The 17,623-nt window shown below is 57.9% G+C and carries 2 protein-coding genes (1 of these 2 running past the window's edge); both read left to right on the top strand.

The features are described from left to right. The first annotated feature begins 173 nt into the window (after positions 1-173). Positions 174-1,931: an ABC transporter ATP-binding protein gene (locus ACCI49_RS16790; RefSeq protein WP_371840262.1), complete on the top strand. Its 1,758-nt coding sequence runs from the start codon at positions 174-176 to the stop codon at positions 1,929-1,931. A gap of 91 nt (positions 1,932-2,022) precedes the next feature. Beyond that, positions 2,023-17,623: the 5' portion of a non-ribosomal peptide synthase/polyketide synthase gene (locus ACCI49_RS16785; protein ID WP_371840261.1), read on the top strand. 12,209 nt of this gene lie beyond the right edge of the window; the window shows 15,601 of its 27,810 coding nt (coding positions 1-15,601); its start codon is at positions 2,023-2,025; its stop codon lies beyond the right edge, outside the window.

The following is a 17,623-nucleotide window of genomic DNA, read 5'->3' as shown; positions in this document are numbered from 1 at the left end:
TTGTAATTAGCCCCCTCAGGGGGCTTTCATCATACCACCCGCTATGCGGGTGGTTGCTGATTTGACAGCCATAATCCATATAGGCTTAACAATTAAATGCTAGCGTTTTGGGGTGCGCTATGACTTAAATATAAATTAATCAAAAAATATATTTTAGTGTCAGGAAGGGGTTGATGAGAAATAAGTGGATAGATCTCTGGTCGTTAATTCGGGCCGGAAGGCCTTCAATTGTTATGTTAGCAGTGTCCATCTTTTCAGCATTAATTTCTGTGGCAGGGACTCTTTGGTTTCCCTTGCAGACACAGCGAATCATTGACGGGCTGGGCCTCGGGAATAATATTTCAACAGAAATTATACTGTTGATAGTTACTCTTGTTGGCGCGAGTGTATTTTCGGCCATTTCAGCTTTTTTTTTAGCAAAGGTGGGGCACAGGATTGTAGCAGAGCTTCGCTGTGTTCTGACCTTGAAAATGCTTAAATTGCCAATCGCATCCTTTGATAAAGTAGGTAGCGGGGAGCGTATCAGTCGAGTAGTTCGAGATTGTGAGTCAATTTCGGAATTGACAACTAATCAAGCGGTAAATTTGGTCACAGGTCTGCTTCTTCTATCTGGATCTATAGTAGTACTTGTGCTGTTGGACGTTCGACTGACCATCACATTACTAGGCTCAATAATTGCTGCCTTTACAGTAATGATCCCAGTTTCATTTCTTTTAGATGGGCTTTCAAGGAAGGTACAGGATAGAGCCGCGCGACTCAGTGACCTTCTCAATCATATTTTCTCTGAGATCCGTCTCGTCAAAGCCTTTACAGCTGAAACACGTGAAAGTCAACGTTGCCAACGAGAAATTGAAGATCTCCGTCGGTTGGGGATGCGAGTATCAACAATTAATGTCGCACTGGAACCGATAATTAGCTTGGCGATGACGGTGGCAATTATAGTGATACTCATATCCGGCGCTTCAAGAGTAGCACGAGGTGAAATCACCATCGGTACCTTGACAGCATTCATTCTTTATATATTCAATGTTGCTACTCCATTGGCGCAACTCACCAATTTCTCAGCAGAATTACAAACCGCTAAGGGCGCATCAAGCCGAATCCAGGAAATCCTAGCAGAGGTTGAAGAGTTCACACCGGTTTCATCGCCCGTCAATTTGTCGGGGCAAATACTTGAATTCCGAAATGTTGCTTTCAGCTATGTGACGGATCAGCGCGCGGTACTTGTGGATATTAATATGTGCTTCAAACCAGGCACTACGACGGCTTTAGTTGGAGTTAGTGGCAGCGGCAAGACTACGATTCTCTCTCTTATAGAACGTTTCTACTTACCCACTAAGGGTGAGATATTATACGGAAATATTTCAATATCAGAGTTTCCGTTGCAGCTCTGGCGAGGAAAGATCGGGTATGTTGCACAAAATGCACCAATCATGCCGGGCTCAGTACGCGACAACATTACATATGGACTGGATATTGAATTTACCAATCAGCAAGTTATCTCAGCTGCCGAAAGGGCAGGTGCCTTGGACTTCATTGAGCGGATGCCTCATGGGTTCGAGACACTACTTATCGAGCAAGGGAATAATTTATCGGGCGGCCAAAGACAGCGTATCGCTATCGCCCGAATGTTCTTACGCGATCCTGACATACTGATTCTAGATGAAGCGACATCTAATCTTGATAGTGAAACAGAGTATCAAGTCAAATCAGCCTTAGATGCTCTGATGCGAGATCGCACCAACATTATCGTAGCACATAGGCTGTCGACAATAATGGATGCTGATCAGATTTACTTTCTTGATTCCGGCCGAATTTCTGGTGTGGGAACCCACCATGAACTACTCACTTCGCATATTTACTATGCACGCCTTGTAGAGCGGCAATTTCAAAAACGCAAAGAACCTGCATTCACAGAACCGATCAGTTGAACTGCAATAACAGTGGTAAAACGTATTGATCGAATAAAACCCCAGGTTTTGATGACTTCCATTAGGAATGGTTAATTAGCCAGGTTAAGCCATGAGCTCTACAAAAAAGAAAGGTTTAATTAAGGAACCTACAACTCTAATGCTGCTTTCTGCATCCCAATTGGAAATGTGGTTTGCACAGGAGTTAGAGGTGGAGAGCCCAATTTATGATACACGTGGATACATCGATATCCGTGCCCCTGTCGATACAAAATTATTTAAGGAAGCCTTGGATCAGTTTATTACTGAAGCCGATACCTTACATTTACGCTTTGTGCGGCAATCTGATGGTCCACGTCAGTACCTAACGGATGTTTCAGACTACAGGTATGAGGAGGTTGACCTGTGTAAGGAGTCTGATCCTTTCAATGCTGCTCTCGATATGATGATGCGCGATGCATCAATAGTTTTTGACCTAACTAAAGAGCCGCTTTTCAACCATATACTGTTCAAACTAGATGACTCCCGATTTATTTGGTATCAGCGTCATCATCATGTGGTGATTGATGGTTACAGTGTAACTCTGGCAACAGAACGCGTGGCTGCTATTTACAGCGCTCTCTCATGCAAAGAAAAGTTTACCTCAATTGATTTTGGTTCGGTGCGAAGATTATTCGAAGACGATGATCGCTACCGAAAGTCACGAAGGTTCGATAAAGATTCAAAGTACTGGCGTGACATGCTTATCGATTGCCCGGAACGGATTGGGCTTGACGGAAGGCCTCCATCCAAGACATCTGATTTTGTACGTTGTAGTGCTTCATTATCGCCTGCGATCGCGAAAGCAATTCTGCGGACGGCAAAGCGTATTGGTGCAACATGGCCTCAATTGTTGACTGCCGCAATAGCTGCATATTTGGGGCGGATTTCAAATCGCACAGAAATGGTGTTTGATTTCCCCGTGACAGCCAGATCAAAAACGATTAGGCATATCCCTGGTATGTTGGCAAATGTATTGCCTCTCAGGTTAACAATTTCCCCAAAAGACACTTTTACCGACTTTACTGAACAAGTTGGCCGAAGAATCGCAGGTATTCTCAAGCATCAATGTTATCGAGGTAAGGATATTCTCCAATCGTTTCCCGATGGTGAACAAAATACAATCTTTGGCCCGCGCATCAATGTTATTCCATTTGATTTCGAGTTCAACTTTGCTGGGCAAAAAGCTACGTTGTACTCATTATCAAATGGCCAAGTTAATGATGTTGCAATAACTATTCAAGGACAACCTGGCAAGACAGGCTGGGAACTTCATTTTGATGGCAATACAGAACTTTATGACCAACAGGAAATCGCTCAACACCTTCGTCGACTAATAGTTTTTTTTGAAACGATCATTTCTTATCCAGATACGCAGATAGGGAAGGTCGAGCTTTTAGAGATCAATGAGCGTCGGCGTACACTAGTAGAATGGAACTCGACTGCACAAGTGTTAACAGAAAACTCTATTGTCGAGGCATTCGATCGCCAAGTTGCAGCGACTCCCGATGCCACCGCCGTGATTGGCCCGACGGCGACCCTCAGTTACCGCGAATTGAACAGTCGCTCCAATCGCCTGGCGCAGGCGCTTCTTGCGCTCGGCGTCGTGTCTGAGACCGGCGTGGCCTTGCAAATGCGCCGTTCGCCGGAGCTGGTCGTCGCGACACTCGCGGTACTCAAGGCCGGCGCTTATTACATTCCGCTGCACGACGGGCATCCCGACGAACGCTTGTCCTGGGTGCTGCGCGAGACACAGGCGCAGATCCTGATAGCGGATGACACCCTGGGCGGGCGGAGCCTGTCCCATCCCCACGTATTACGTATCGACCACTTCGAATTCGATGCCGCGGGGGAGTCGTCGCCAGCCGTAATTCCGATTCATCCTCATCAGCTCGCTTACGTGATGTTCACATCGGGTTCGACCGGGAAGCCGAAGGGCGTTGCGATACGGCATCGAGACGTGATCGCGCTGGCGAGCGATCGCCGCTTCATTACAGACCACGAGTGCGTGCTACTACATTCTCCGCACGCTTTTGACGCCTCTACTTATGAGCTGTGGGTGCCTTTGCTTTCGGGTGGCTGCGTAGCGGTAGCGCCAAGCGACGCGAACGACGGGCGTGTTTTACAGCAGGCGATCGAGACATATGGAGTCAAAAGTCTGTGGTTGACCGCTGGCCTGTTCCATGAACTTTGCCACTCATCGCCGACCCTGTTCTCGCACTTGCGCCAGGTCTGGGCCGGTGGGGATGTGCTGTCGGCAGAAGCGGTGCGCCGACTCCAGGCCCGGTATCCCAAATTGCAGATCATTAACGGTTACGGACCGACTGAGACCACGACATTCGCGCTGGCTTGTAGCGTCGAGCCGCTCGCGGACAGTGCGACGTCGGTGCCGATAGGAGCGCCGCTCGACAACATGCAAGCGTATGTGCTGGATCGTGGACTTCAGCCTGTGCCGGTGGGTGTTCGGGGCGAGCTGTATCTGGCCGGAGCGGGACTCGCGCGGGGTTATTTGAATCGCCCTGGCCTGACTGCCGAGCGCTTCGTTGCCAACCCCTTCGTGCCGGGTGCGCGGATGTATCGGTCCGGCGACATGGTGCGCTGGTGTGAGGGCGGACAGCTGGAGTATCTGGGTCGTGCGGACCAGCAGGTAAAGTTGCGCGGCTTCCGCATCGAGCTGGGGGAACTTGAGTCGACCCTGGCCGAGCTGGGGCACGCGGTTAATGCGGCGATTGTGCGCGAAGACCGTCCGGGGCAGAAGCAGCTGGTGGCTTACGTGGTTGCTGCCTCGGTGGATGTCGTGGCGCTGCGTGAGCAATTGCGCGAGCGGCTGCCTGACTACATGGTGCCGTCGGCAGTTATAGCGGTGGGGGCATTGCCACTGACGCCGAACGGCAAACTGGATCGCCGGGCACTGCCGGCACCGGAATACATGAGCACTAGTGGCCGGGAGCCGCGCACTGCACAGGAAGAATTGCTGTGCGCGCTGTTCGCGCAGGTGCTGGGGCTGGAGCGGGTTGGCATAGACGACAGTTTTTTCGCACTGGGAGGACACTCGCTACTAGCAACGCGGCTACTGAGTCTCGTGCGGGCGGCGTTTGATGTGGAGTTGCCGATCCGGTCGCTGTTTGAATCATCGACTGTGGTGGCTCTCGCGCAGCGGCTGCGCGGAGGCGAACAAGCGCGGGCGCCGCTGGTAACGCAGGCGCGTCCGCCGTTAGTGCCTCTGTCGTATGCGCAGCAGCGACTGTGGTTCCTGCACCAGTTTGAAGGGCCCAGTGCGACTTACAACATGCCGTTGGCACTGCGGCTGCGGGGCGCACTGGATGTCGATGCGCTCGAAGTGGCCGTGAACGATCTGGTGGCGCGTCATGAGAGTTTGCGGACCATTTTTCCGCCGGGGGAAAAGCCCTCTCAGCGAGTGCTGGGGGAGGCGTGGTTGGCGTTGCAGCGGGAGGAGACAGCTGAAACGGAGTTGCGCGGAGCGCTGTCAGAAGCGGCGGAGAACGGGTTTGACCTGAGCAGCGAGATTCCAGTGCGGGCAACACTGTTTCGAGTGGGGACGCACGACCACGTTTTGCTGTTACTGATACATCACATCGCTGGAGATGGCGCATCGCTGGTGCCGCTGGCGCAGGACTTGAGCGATGCCTACTCCGCGCGTCTGGAAGACCGAGCGCCGGCGTGGGCGCAGTTGCCTGTGCAATATGCGGACTACACCCTGTGGCAGCGGCAAGTGCTGGGCGACGAGAAAGATACGTCCAGCCTCATGTCGAGACAGTTAAAGTATTGGACCCAGGCACTGGATGGGCTGCCCGACTGCCTGGCATTACCGGTCGATCGGCCAAGACTGCAAACGCCGAGCCATCGGGGGCAGACGCTGGCTTTCGACATCAATGCGCAGCTGCATGGCGATTTGTGCCGTTTGGCGAACGAACATGGCGTCACCTTATTCATGGTGATGCAAGCGGCCGTTGCAGCTCTGCTGACCCGTTTGGGTGCCGGCGACGATATTCCCATCGGAACACCTGTTGCCGGCCGCAGCGATACCGCGTTGGATGGACTGATTGGCTTCTTCGTCAATACGCTGGTTTTGCGAACGGATACGTCCGGCAATCCAAGTTTCGCCGAATTGTTGGCGCGTATACGCGAAGGTGATCTGGCAGCCTACGAACACCAGGAGTTGCCGTTCGAGCAACTGGTGGACGCGCTCAATCCAAATCGTTCCTTGGCATACCACCCGCTGTTTCAAGTGATGCTATCTCTGCAGCATGTGGCCGATGTTGATCTGGCATTTCCCGACGTGCACAGCGAATTGCAGGCATTCGACCTGTCCGTGGCCAAGTTCGACCTGAGTTTCGATTTCACGGAGCTGCGTTCGGACAGCGCCTCGCCGATGGGCATGCGGGGAATCCTGGAATACGCCACCGACTTGTTCGACGCTGACACAGTTCAACGATGGATTGATTATCTGCAGCGGATCTTGGTTGCGGCCGTGCAAGATGCGGCAGTTGGCATCGACGAAGTCCCGTTACTCGATGCGGCAGAGCGACGCTGTCTTTTGGGTACCGATTTGGGCCGCGCCGACGACCCGTCGGTGTCAACCTTCCTGCCGATCTGGTTCGAGCGGCAGGCCGCTCTGTCTCCAGATACGTTGGCGGCGGTATGCGCCGGAAACGGCTGCACCTACGCCAAGCTGAACGCCTGGGCCAATCGCATAGCGCATGCATTGATTGCCCAGGGTATTGGCCCTGAGGACCGGGTCGGGCTGGCGCTGCCCCGTTCGCTCGCTGCACTAGCGGCACAGTTAGGCGCGCTCAAGGCCGGCGCCGCCTTCCTGCCCCTGGATCTCGAACACCCTGAACAGCGGTTACGGTTGTTGCTCGCCGAAGCGGCACCGGGTGTGGTGATCGCAATGACGTCGCAAAGCGATCGACTGGATGTTTTGCTCTCATCTGAAACGTTGCGCCTTCTACTCGACAGCGACGGCGATAGCCATGGCGGCGCACTCGCGGCACAGCCCACCCACGACCCCCGCGATCACGAGCGGCGCGCGCCGTTGAAACCGGCGCATCCGGCTTACATCATTCACACCTCGGGGTCCACCGGTCGCCCCAAAGCGGTTGTGGTACCCCACAGCGCGCTGGCGAATTTGTTCGAAGCGCAGCGCGACGGCGTGATTGCGGCAAGCCTCGAATACGCTGGCCGGGCGCGTGTGCGTTTTGCCCTTACCGCCACCTTCACGTTCGACACGGCTGTAGAAGGGCTGTTGTGGTTGTGTGCCGGGCAGGAGCTGCATCTCATCGACGACACCATCCGCCGTGAAGGGGATGCCTTGCTGGCGTATTTCGCCGATTGGCGAATTCATGTGGTCGACCTGACACCGGCACATTTCGAACAGCTCAAAGCGATCGGCCTGCTGAAATCAGATTGCGACATGCCGCGCACCATCGTTCTCGGCGGCGAGGCGGTCAGCAATTCGCAGTGGCGGGCCCTAAGTGCACATCCGGATGTGCGCGGCTTCAACTTCTATGGCCCGACCGAATGCACCGTCGATGCGAGCTATGCCCGAATTGATGACGCAAGTGGGGGACCGACGGTTGGTCGCGCCCTGCGCAATATAAGACTGTATGTATTGGATGGGCGCCTGCAGCCGTTACCGGTGGGCGTGCCGGGGGAGTTGTATATCGCGGGCGCGGGCTTGGCGCGTGGCTATCTCGATCGTGCGGCGCTCACGAGCGAGCGTTTTGTGGCCGATCCCTTCGTGGCAGGTGAGCGCATGTACCGCACCGGGGATCTGGTGCGCTGGCGGCGCGACGGTCAACTGCTGCACCTGGGACGGCTGGACCATCAGGTGAAACTGCGTGGCTTCCGGATCGAACTCGGGGAAATAGAGGCTGCGCTGGCGGCATTGGGTCATACCGCGAACACGGTGATCGCGCGTGAGGATCGGCCGGGCCACAAGCAACTGGTGGCCTATGTCGTCGGTACTGACGTGGATACCGCATCTGTCCAACACGAATTGAAAGCGCGCTTGCCCGACTACATGGTGCCGTCGGCAATCGTAACCCTGGACGTGCTGCCCCTGACCGCTAACGGCAAGCTGAATATCAAGGCACTGCCGGCGCCCGTGATGGCGTCCGATGCCGCGGGAGCGCGCCCGTACACGCGGGAGGAACAGATACTGGCGGATCTGTTCGCGGAAGTGCTGGGGCTGGAAGAAGTCGGTATCGACGGCAGCTTTTTTAGCCTTGGAGGCGATAGCATCAGCTCGATCCAGTTGGTCAGCCGGGCGCGACAGGCGGGGCTGGGATTGAGCGCCCGCGATGTGTTCCGCCACCAGAGCGTCCGCGCTCTAGCGACGGTGGCCAGACCAGTGGTTCAGGCCTCCCCGTCGAGCTCGGCTGTGAATCCTGTGGGTTCGCTGCCGGCCACACCGATCATCTGTGATCTGTTCGAACAAAAGGGTCCGTTGCAGCAGTTCCAGCAGTCAATGTTGCTGCAGGTGCCGGCTTTGGACGAAGCCTGTCTGGGTCGGGCGTTGCAGGCGGTGCTCGATCATCACGCGGCACTGCGATTGCGGTTGTTGCCGGGTCGACGTCTGGAAATTCGGCAGCCGGGAAGTGTTAACGCATTGGAGTGCCTGCAGCGGATTGAGATGCGGGGCGCCGATGCCGAGAGTCCGGCATCGGTCCTGCGCGAACAGGCGCAGGCGGCGCAGGAAAAGCTGGACCCGCACGCCGGTCGGATGGTGCAAGCGGTATGGTTCGACGCCGGCGTGCACGCTAAGTCGCGCTTGCTGATAGTGGCGCATCACCTAGTCGTGGACGGGGTGTCGTGGCGGATACTGTTGCCTGATCTGCAGGCGGCGTATACGCAGGCCATGGCGGGTGCGGACTCGATCGAGCTTGAGCCGGAGGGAACCTCGTTCCGGCAGTGGGCACATGCACTGGTAGAGACTGCTCCGGGCCATGTCGGGGAGCTGCCGTATTGGCAGACGGTACTCGCCGGGGATGAAATACCGCTCGGTGGACGCCAGTTGGACCCGGCGCGGGATACGCTTGCGACCGAGCGGACGCTGAGCGTACAGCTTGAGCCGGAGGTGACCCGAATTCTGCTGACGCGTGCACCGGAGTGGATTCGCGGTGGAATCAACGATGTACTGCTTGCGGCGTTTGCGCTTGCAGTGAACGAGTGGAGGCCGGGGCAGGGCACAGGGGATGTCCGCTTCGATCTTGAAGGACACGGGCGCGAACCTGACGCGGTGGAAAGCGTGCCCGGCGTTACCGACCTTTCACACACGGTCGGTTGGTTCACTAGTCTATTTCCGGTGCGGCTGGATGTTTCCGGCTTCGCAAGCGACGCCCTACAGGATAGTGGGTCGCTGGTAGCGGTCCTCAAATCGATCAAGGAGCAATTGCGACAAGTGCCCGGCAACGGCATGGGCTACGGCGTGTTGCGGCATTTGCACGAGACGGGACGCGAAACCCTGGGCGCGCATACTGCGCCGCAGATCGGCTTCAATTATCTCGGTCGTTTTGACCTTCCGGGGAGCGGTGATGAAACGCAGGATTGGCGTATCGCCGACGACGCTGCGGCCTTCGCCAGTGGCGGCGATGCTGCTCAGCCTCTGGCACATGCGCTGGAGCTCAACGCGCTGACCCAAAGCGAAGAGGGTGCAGACGGCGCGCTCGTCCCGCAGTTGTGTGCCAACTGGTCCTGGGCGGGAGAACTGCTCGACGAATCGGTTGTGCGCCGGCTGGCCGAGAGCTGGTTTGATGCTCTGCGGCATATCGCCGCACATGCCGTGCAGACCGATGACATATTAATGACCCCCTCGGATTTGGGTCTGGTCGAGCTTTCGCAAGCGGACATCAAGCGGCTGGAAGAAGCACAGCCGCTCAGCGACTTGTTGCCGCTGTCACCGCTGCAGGAAGGCCTGTTGTTCCATACCCTCTATGATGCGGCGGCGCCGGATGCCTACCTTTCCCAGATGGTATTCCAGATCGATGGCCCACTCGATGGCGAGCGGCTTGAGCGGGCAGCTCGTGCGTTGTTGGTGCGTCACCCGCATTTGCGGGCCGCCTTCCAGCACGAAGGCCTTGCGCAGCCAGTGCAGGCGATTCCCCGTGAGGTGCATCTGCCCTGGCAGATCGTGGATTTGGGACACTTCGCGGGCCCTCAACGAGATGCAGCACTGCAGAACTGGTTCGAGGAGGAAGCGCAGCGCAAGTTCGATCCCACACAGTCTCCCTTGATGCGATTCACATTGATCCGCATCGATTCAGCGCGTTACTTCCTGGTGTTCAGCAGCCACCATTTGCTGCTTGATGGCTGGTCGTCGCCGATCCTGATGCGTGAGCTGTTCGAGCTGTATCACAACGGTGCGGAGCCCGCGGCGCTGACCCACGCCGCGCCCTATGCAGATTATCTCTGCTGGCTGGCATCGCGCGATCGTGAAGCTGCGCGTAGCGCCTGGATCGATGCGCTTGGCGGAATCGAGGAGCCAACACGCATCGCGCCTGCCAATACGTCCCCGGCAGCGCCGGAGCTGATGCGCTGCACAATGTCTGAAGTGGCAACCGCACGTGCGACTGAGCGCGCACGCCAACTCGGGATCACGCTGAATACGTTGGTTCAGGCCGCTTGGGGCCTGGTACTGGCGCAAATGTCACATCGAGATGATGTGGTTTTCGGGGCCACGGTTTCCGGGCGACCGCCGGAGCTGCCCGGTGTCGAGTCCATGGTCGGGCTGTTTATCAATACGGTCCCGTTGCGCCTGCGGTTGCACCCTGGCGAAACCGTTGCGGCTTTACTGTGTAGGTTGCAGGAGGAACAGTCTTTACTCCTGGATCATCAACACCTGAGTCTTACGGAAGTGCAACAGCTGGCCGGGCATGCCGACCTGTTCGACACATTGGTCGTGTTCGAAAATTTCCCCATCACATCCGATGTATTTAATCCAGTGCCGGGAAAAGAGCCGTCCGTGAAGGTCGACTTCCACAGCCATCGCGGTGGCGATGGGTCGCACTATCCGCTGGGGTTGGTTGCCGTTCCCGGGCGTAAATTGACGTTGAAATTCAGCTACCGTCCCGACTTGTTTACGACGGATGACATCGCCCAGATAGCAGCGCGATATCAGCGGGCATTGAATGCGCTGGCGGATGATCCGCAACAATTGGTGTCACGGATCGACCTGTTGGACAGGGAAGAGCACCGCTGTGTGGTGGAGACATGGAATGCGACTGGACATGCCGTGCCGCTGCAGCCGCTGCCAACGTGGCTCGAACGGCAGGCGGAGCAAACGCCGGATGCCATCGCCGTGGAGTTTGCCGGCGAATCAGTCTCTTATGCCGAATTTCATCGCCGGGCCAATCGTATTGCACATCTGTTGATTGCTGAGGGTGTTGGACCCGAGTCAGTGGTGGGTGTAGCACTGCCGCGATCGCCGGATCTGGTGATCGCCCTGCATGCGGTGATTAAAGCCGGTGCGGCATATCTACCGCTGGATACCGAATACCCGGAAGAACGACTGGCCTACATGATCGAAGACGCCGGTCGATCCAGAGCCGTTCGGGTGCTCACTAACGCGGAGGTTGTCGACCGCTTACCCGCAGAGTCTCCGGTGATGATACTCGACGCCGCCGACACTCAGGCGCGCCTCGCAACCTGTGCCGACAACCACCCCGACGATAGCCATCGCATCCAGCCCCTGACACCGGACCATCCCGCCTACGTTATCTATACCTCCGGTTCCACCGGCCGTCCCAAGGGTGTGATCAATTCACACCGTGGTATCGTCAACCGCTTGGCCTGGATGCAGGCCGAATATGACCTGACAGGTGACGATGCGACCCTGCAGAAAACGCCGTCGAGTTTCGATGTCTCTGTGTGGGAGTTTTTCTGGCCGCTAATGGCGGGCGCGAGGCTGGTAGTGGCGCGACCCGACGGACATCGGGACCCGGCGTATCTCGCCGAGTTGATCCGCGCTTCCGGTGTGACAACCGTGCACTTTGTGCCATCGATGCTGGACGCCTTCCTGCGGGAACCGGGCAGTGCGAACTGCACCGGCTTGCGCCGCATCTTCTGCAGCGGCGAAGCCCTGTCCGGCGACATGCGCAACCGCGTGCGGCAACAACTGGATCGGCCACTGCATAATCTCTATGGACCGACCGAAGCAGCAATCGATGTGTCTTACTGGGCTTGCCGCGATGACGAGCAATCAGCGGTGGTGCCGATTGGCGCACCGATCTGGAATACGCAACTCTATGTACTCGACCAGGCGCTACGTCCGGTGCCGGTAGGGGCGCCGGGCGAACTATACCTGGCTGGCGTCGGTCTGGCGCGGGGATACATGCACCGGCCGGCCCTGTCCGCAGAGCGCTTCGTGGCAAACCCCTTTGCGTCCGGGACGCGGATGTACCGCTCTGGCGACATGGCGCGCTGGCGCAAAGACGGGCAACTGGAATACCTCGGCCGTGCAGATCAGCAGGTGAAACTGCGCGGCTTCCGCATCGAACTCGGCGAGATTGAATCGGCCCTGGCTGAACTGGGGTATTGCGGCAGCGCGGTAGTGGTGCGCGAAGACCGCCCGGGGCAAAAGCAGCTGGTTGCCTACGTAGTAGGGTCTGTTGCACACGTGGACACTGTGCGCGAGTGCTTGGGTGAACGGCTGCCGGAGCACATGGTCCCCTCCGCCGTAGTGGCGCTGGGAGAACTGCCTCTAACCCCAAATGGTAAATTGGACCGCAAGTCCTTGCCCCCGCCCAGTTATACAAGCAACAGCGATCGTGTACCGCGCACGCCACAGGAAGCCCAGCTCTGCGAACTATTTGCCCAGGTGTTGGGCCTGGAGCGGGTCGGCATCGACGACAATTTTTTTGCTCTTGGTGGCCACTCGCTGCTCGCCACCCGGTTGATTGGCCAGTTGCGGGCCTCCCTCGGGCTGGAATTGCCGATCCGCGCTTTGTTCGAAGCGCCCACAGTAGCGACATTTGCTCAGCGACTGGATACCGGCGCACCGGCCAGGATTCCGCTGGTGCCCCAGGCGCGTCCGAAAACACTACCCCTATCTTATGCCCAGCAACGGCTGTGGTTCCTGCATCAGTTCGAAGGGCCGAGTAGCAACCACAACATTTCCCTGGCGCTGCGATTGCGGGGCGAATTGAACAGTCAGGCGCTGGAAATGGCGCTGAACGACCTATTGGTGCGTCACGAGAGCCTGAGAACTATCTTCCCCTCGGGGGAGGTGCCTTGTCAGCGGGTACTGGCGGTAGCACAGCTGGAACTGCACCAAATCGATACCAGCGCAGGGGAGTTGCGAGCGGTACTGTCGCGAGCGGCGGAATACTGCTTCGATCTCGACAGTGAAATACCGCTCCGGGCGACACTCTGCCGGCTGGGAGCAGACGATCACGCCTTACTGTTGCTACTGCACCATATCACCGGCGACGGCGCCTCCCTCGCACCCCTTGCCCAAGACTTGAGCCAGGCCTATAGCGCCAGACTGGAAGGGCAGGCGCCAAAGTGGTTGCCGCTGCCGGTGCAATACGCCGACTACACACTTTGGCAGCGGCAGGTGTTGGGTACTGAGGAGGACGCGGACAGCCCGCTATCGAAGGAGCTTCGCTACTGGAAGGAAACGCTGCGCAACCTGCCGGAGTGTCTGGAGCTGCCCAGTGATCGGCCGCGGCCGGCGGTGGCGAGCCACCGCGGCGGCAATGTAACGGTGTCGTTCGACGCGAATCTGCATGAGCGGCTGCGCACAATGGCGCAGTCGCAGAGTGCGACCCTGTTTATGGTACTGCAGGCCGGGTTGGCGGCGACCCTGACCCGACTGGGGGCGGGTAACGATATTGCCTTCGGCACACCGATTGCCGGGCGCAGGGACGGTGCACTGGATGAACTTGTAGGCCTGTTCCTCAATACCTTGGTATTGCGAACAGATACCTCGGGGAACCCCACGTTCGAAACACTGTTGTCACGTGTACGGGAAACCGATCTAGCCGCTTACGAGCATCAGGAGTTGCCATTCGAACAACTGGTGGACGCGCTCAATCCGGAGCGCTCCATGGGCCATCATCCCCTGTTCCAGGTGATGCTGATCCTGCAGAACAACCGGATGGCGGAATTGAATTTGGCGTGTCTGCGCGCGGACGTTATCGACCTGAACCTGAACGTCGCCAAGCTCGATTTGACCTTCGAATTTACTGAGTCCTTCGACGAAGCGCAGCGACCTGCGGGCCTCGGTGGACGGATTGAATACGCCAGCGACCTGTTCGATGCCGAAACTGTTACGCAATTGCTTTGGCGATTTCAGCGGATATTGGAAGTCATGGTGGTGTCGCCATCATCGCCGATTCAGGCGGTCGACTTGCTCAATGCCGGAGAGCGCCGGCGCCTGCTGAAGGACTTCAATGCAACCGGGCGACCGAGGCGCGGAACCGGTGTGCCCGCCTGGTTCGAACAGCAGGTTGCATCAACACCGCAAGCCCTGGCTGTGGTGTGTGAGGATGAGTCACTGAGTTACGGCGAACTCAATGCCCGCGCCAACCAGCTCGCGCACTACCTCATCGCCTGGGATATCGGTCCGGAAGACATCGTCGCTATTGCCTTGCCGCGTTCCCTGTCGCTGGCGATCGCGCTGCTGGGCACACTTAAATCCGGTGCGGCTTACCTACCGCTGGATCCAGACTATCCGGCGGAGCGGCTGGCTTATATGGCGATCGATGCCGAGCCGGCCTGTGTGATTGGTCATGCGGATATCGTCGCGGTGCTGCCGCAGACAGGAGCGCCGCAACTGTTATTGGATGATCTCGCCGTCTGTGACGAGCTGTCCCGTGCACCGACGGACAATCCCAATCAGAGCGATCGGGTGCGGCGGCTGCATGCGGATCATCCCGCTTATGTCATTTACACGTCGGGCTCCACCGGTCGCCCCAAAGGGGTGCAAATTCCCCATGCCGCGCTGGAAAACTTTCTGCGGGGAATGTTTCATCGTCCGGGAATCCAACGTGACGATATACTGCTCGCGCTGACTCCGGTGTCGTTCGATATTGCTGCTTTGGAACTGTACCTGCCGTTGTTGGCCGGCGCCACTCTGCATATAGCCACTCGCGAGACGGCGATGGACGGCGAACGCCTACAGCGCCATATCGCGGCGATAGCACCGACGGTAATACAAGCCACCCCTGCCACCTGGCAGATGCTGCGTGCGACGGGCTGGCAGCCCTCGAAGGGGCTGCGAATATTGTGTGGCGGCGAGGCACTGCCGGCAGAACTGGGGCATTTCCTGAGCGACTACGCGGGGGCGCTCTGGAACATGTACGGCCCAACAGAAACCACCATCTGGTCGATGTCCGGCCAGGTTTTGCCACAGGTGCCGATCGATATCGGTACGCCGGTAGACAATACACAAATTTACCTGCTCGACGAACAGCTGAGGCCGGTACCGACGGGGGTGGCGGGCGAACTGTATATTGCCGGTGACGGCTTGGCTCGGGGTTACTACCGGCGGCCCGCCCTGACCGCGGACCGGTTTGTGGCCAACCCCTTTAGCACCGGCTCGCGTATGTATCGCACCGGTGACCTTGTGCGCTGGCGGCGCGATGGACGCTTGGAATTTGTCAGCCGCGTCGATCATCAAGTGAAACTGCGCGGTTTTCGTATCGAGTTGGGCGAGATTGAGTCTGCACTGGCGCAACAAGGCTTCCCGTACAATGCCGTTACGGTGCGAGGTGAGGGCGATGACAAACGCCTGGTGGCATACGTCGTCGCAGAACAAGTGGATGCGGTGGCAATGCGCCAGCACCTGGCAAAAATACTGCCAGAATACATGTTGCCGTCCGCCGTAGTCGTGCTGAAGGCATTGCCGCTGACCCCGAGTGGCAAGGTGGATCGCAAGGCGCTTCCCGTACCACAGGCATCCGACCACCTTACCGGTGAGGCCTATCGCGCAGCGCGTTCGCCGCAGGAGCGCATTGTGTGCGCCTTGTTCGCTGAGTTACTAAAACTTGAGCGCGTCGGTGTCGACGATCATTTCTTCGTGCTGGGTGGACATTCCCTGCTCGCGACCCGGTTGGTGAGCAAGATCAGGGCTGTACTGGGAGTGGAAATCCCTCTGCGGGCCGTGTTCGAATCGCCCACCGTGGCGGGGTTGGTGAAGCGGCTACCCGATGCTGGCGATGCGCGTCCGCCGCTCCGGCCGCAACCGCGCCCCGACAAACTGCCACTGTCGTATGCGCAGCGCCGACTCTGGTTTATTCAGAAATTCGAGCAGGGGCAGGCCGCAGCTGCAGCTTATAACATCCCGTTGTCTTTGAGTCTCACCGGGGCGCTGGACGTGACTGCGCTGCGGGCGGCCCTGTGTGATGTGATCCAGCGCCACGAAAGCCTGCGCACCCTGTTCCCCGAAGAGGGTGGCGTGCCGCTGCAGAAGATTCTACCGAGCGAGGCAGTGGAATTGCCACTGCCGGTGCACGAAGTAACCCGGTCGGCTCTTCCGCAGGCGCTCGAATCCGAGGCGCAATACAGTTTTGATCTGACAACCGAACTGCCCCTGCGGGCCACTCTGTTCCGCCAGGCGGAGGATCGGCATCTACTGATGCTGGTGCTGCATCACATCGCCGGCGACGGCTCATCACTGGCGCCGCTCGCCCGAGATTTGAGTCAGGCCTATGCCGCGCGTCTGAGTGGACAGGGCCCAGACTGGTTGCCACTGCCGGTACAGTATGCTGACTACACGCTGTGGCAGCAGCACCTACTCGGCGACGAGCAGGACCTACGAAGCCTGATTGCGCAGCAGTTCGAGTACTGGCAACAGCAACTCGATGGCCTGCCTGAGTGTATCGATTTACCGACAGATCGCCCCCGTCCCAAGGTGGCGAGCCATCGCGGCCGTCTGTGGCACCTGGAAATCGGCGCTGATCTGCACCAGCGTCTACTGGATCTCGCACACCGTAACGACACCAGTTTATTTATGGTGTTACAGGCGGGACTTGCAGCTTTGCTGCAACGCCTCGGCGCCGGCGACGATATCGCTATAGGCAGCGGTATTGCGGGGCGCAACGACCAGGCTCTGGACGATCTGGTGGGTTTTTTCGTCAATACCCTGGTATTGCGTATCGACGCCTCCGGACAACCCAGCTTCAAAACACTGTTGGCGCGGGTGCGCGATACGGCACTGATGGCTTTCGCACACCAGGATGCGCCCTTCGAACGATTGGTGGATCTGCTCAATCCGGTCCGCTCGACGGCACACCATGCATTGTTCCAGGTGGGCATGGTGCTGCAAAACGTAGCCGCCGCCGAAGTTCTCTTGCCGGGGCTGGAAGTAGAGGAGGAAACTGCGGATTTCCACATAGCCAAGTTCGATCTGTTCTTCAATCTCGGCGAGCGTTTTACCTCGACTGGGGCGCCCGCCGGCCTGTGTGGTGAAATTGAATACGCCACAGATCTATACGACGAGGCGACGATCAAACGACTGTCGCAGCGGCTGGTACGCATATTGGAAGCGGCAGCTACCGATTCGGAATGCCCCATAGTCGCCATCGATCTGCTCGAATCCCGCGAACGCCGCAAGCTGCTCGATTGGAGCAGACTGGATGCGCCGCCTTTGATAGTGCGCATGGACACAATTCCGGATCTATTCGAGTGCCAGGTCTCCGCCAGGTCCGAGG

This window comes from Microbulbifer epialgicus (assembly GCF_041447265.1).
GTDB lineage: Bacteria > Pseudomonadota > Gammaproteobacteria > Pseudomonadales > Cellvibrionaceae > Microbulbifer > Microbulbifer epialgicus.
This window is presented reverse-complemented; position numbering and strand designations above follow the sequence as displayed.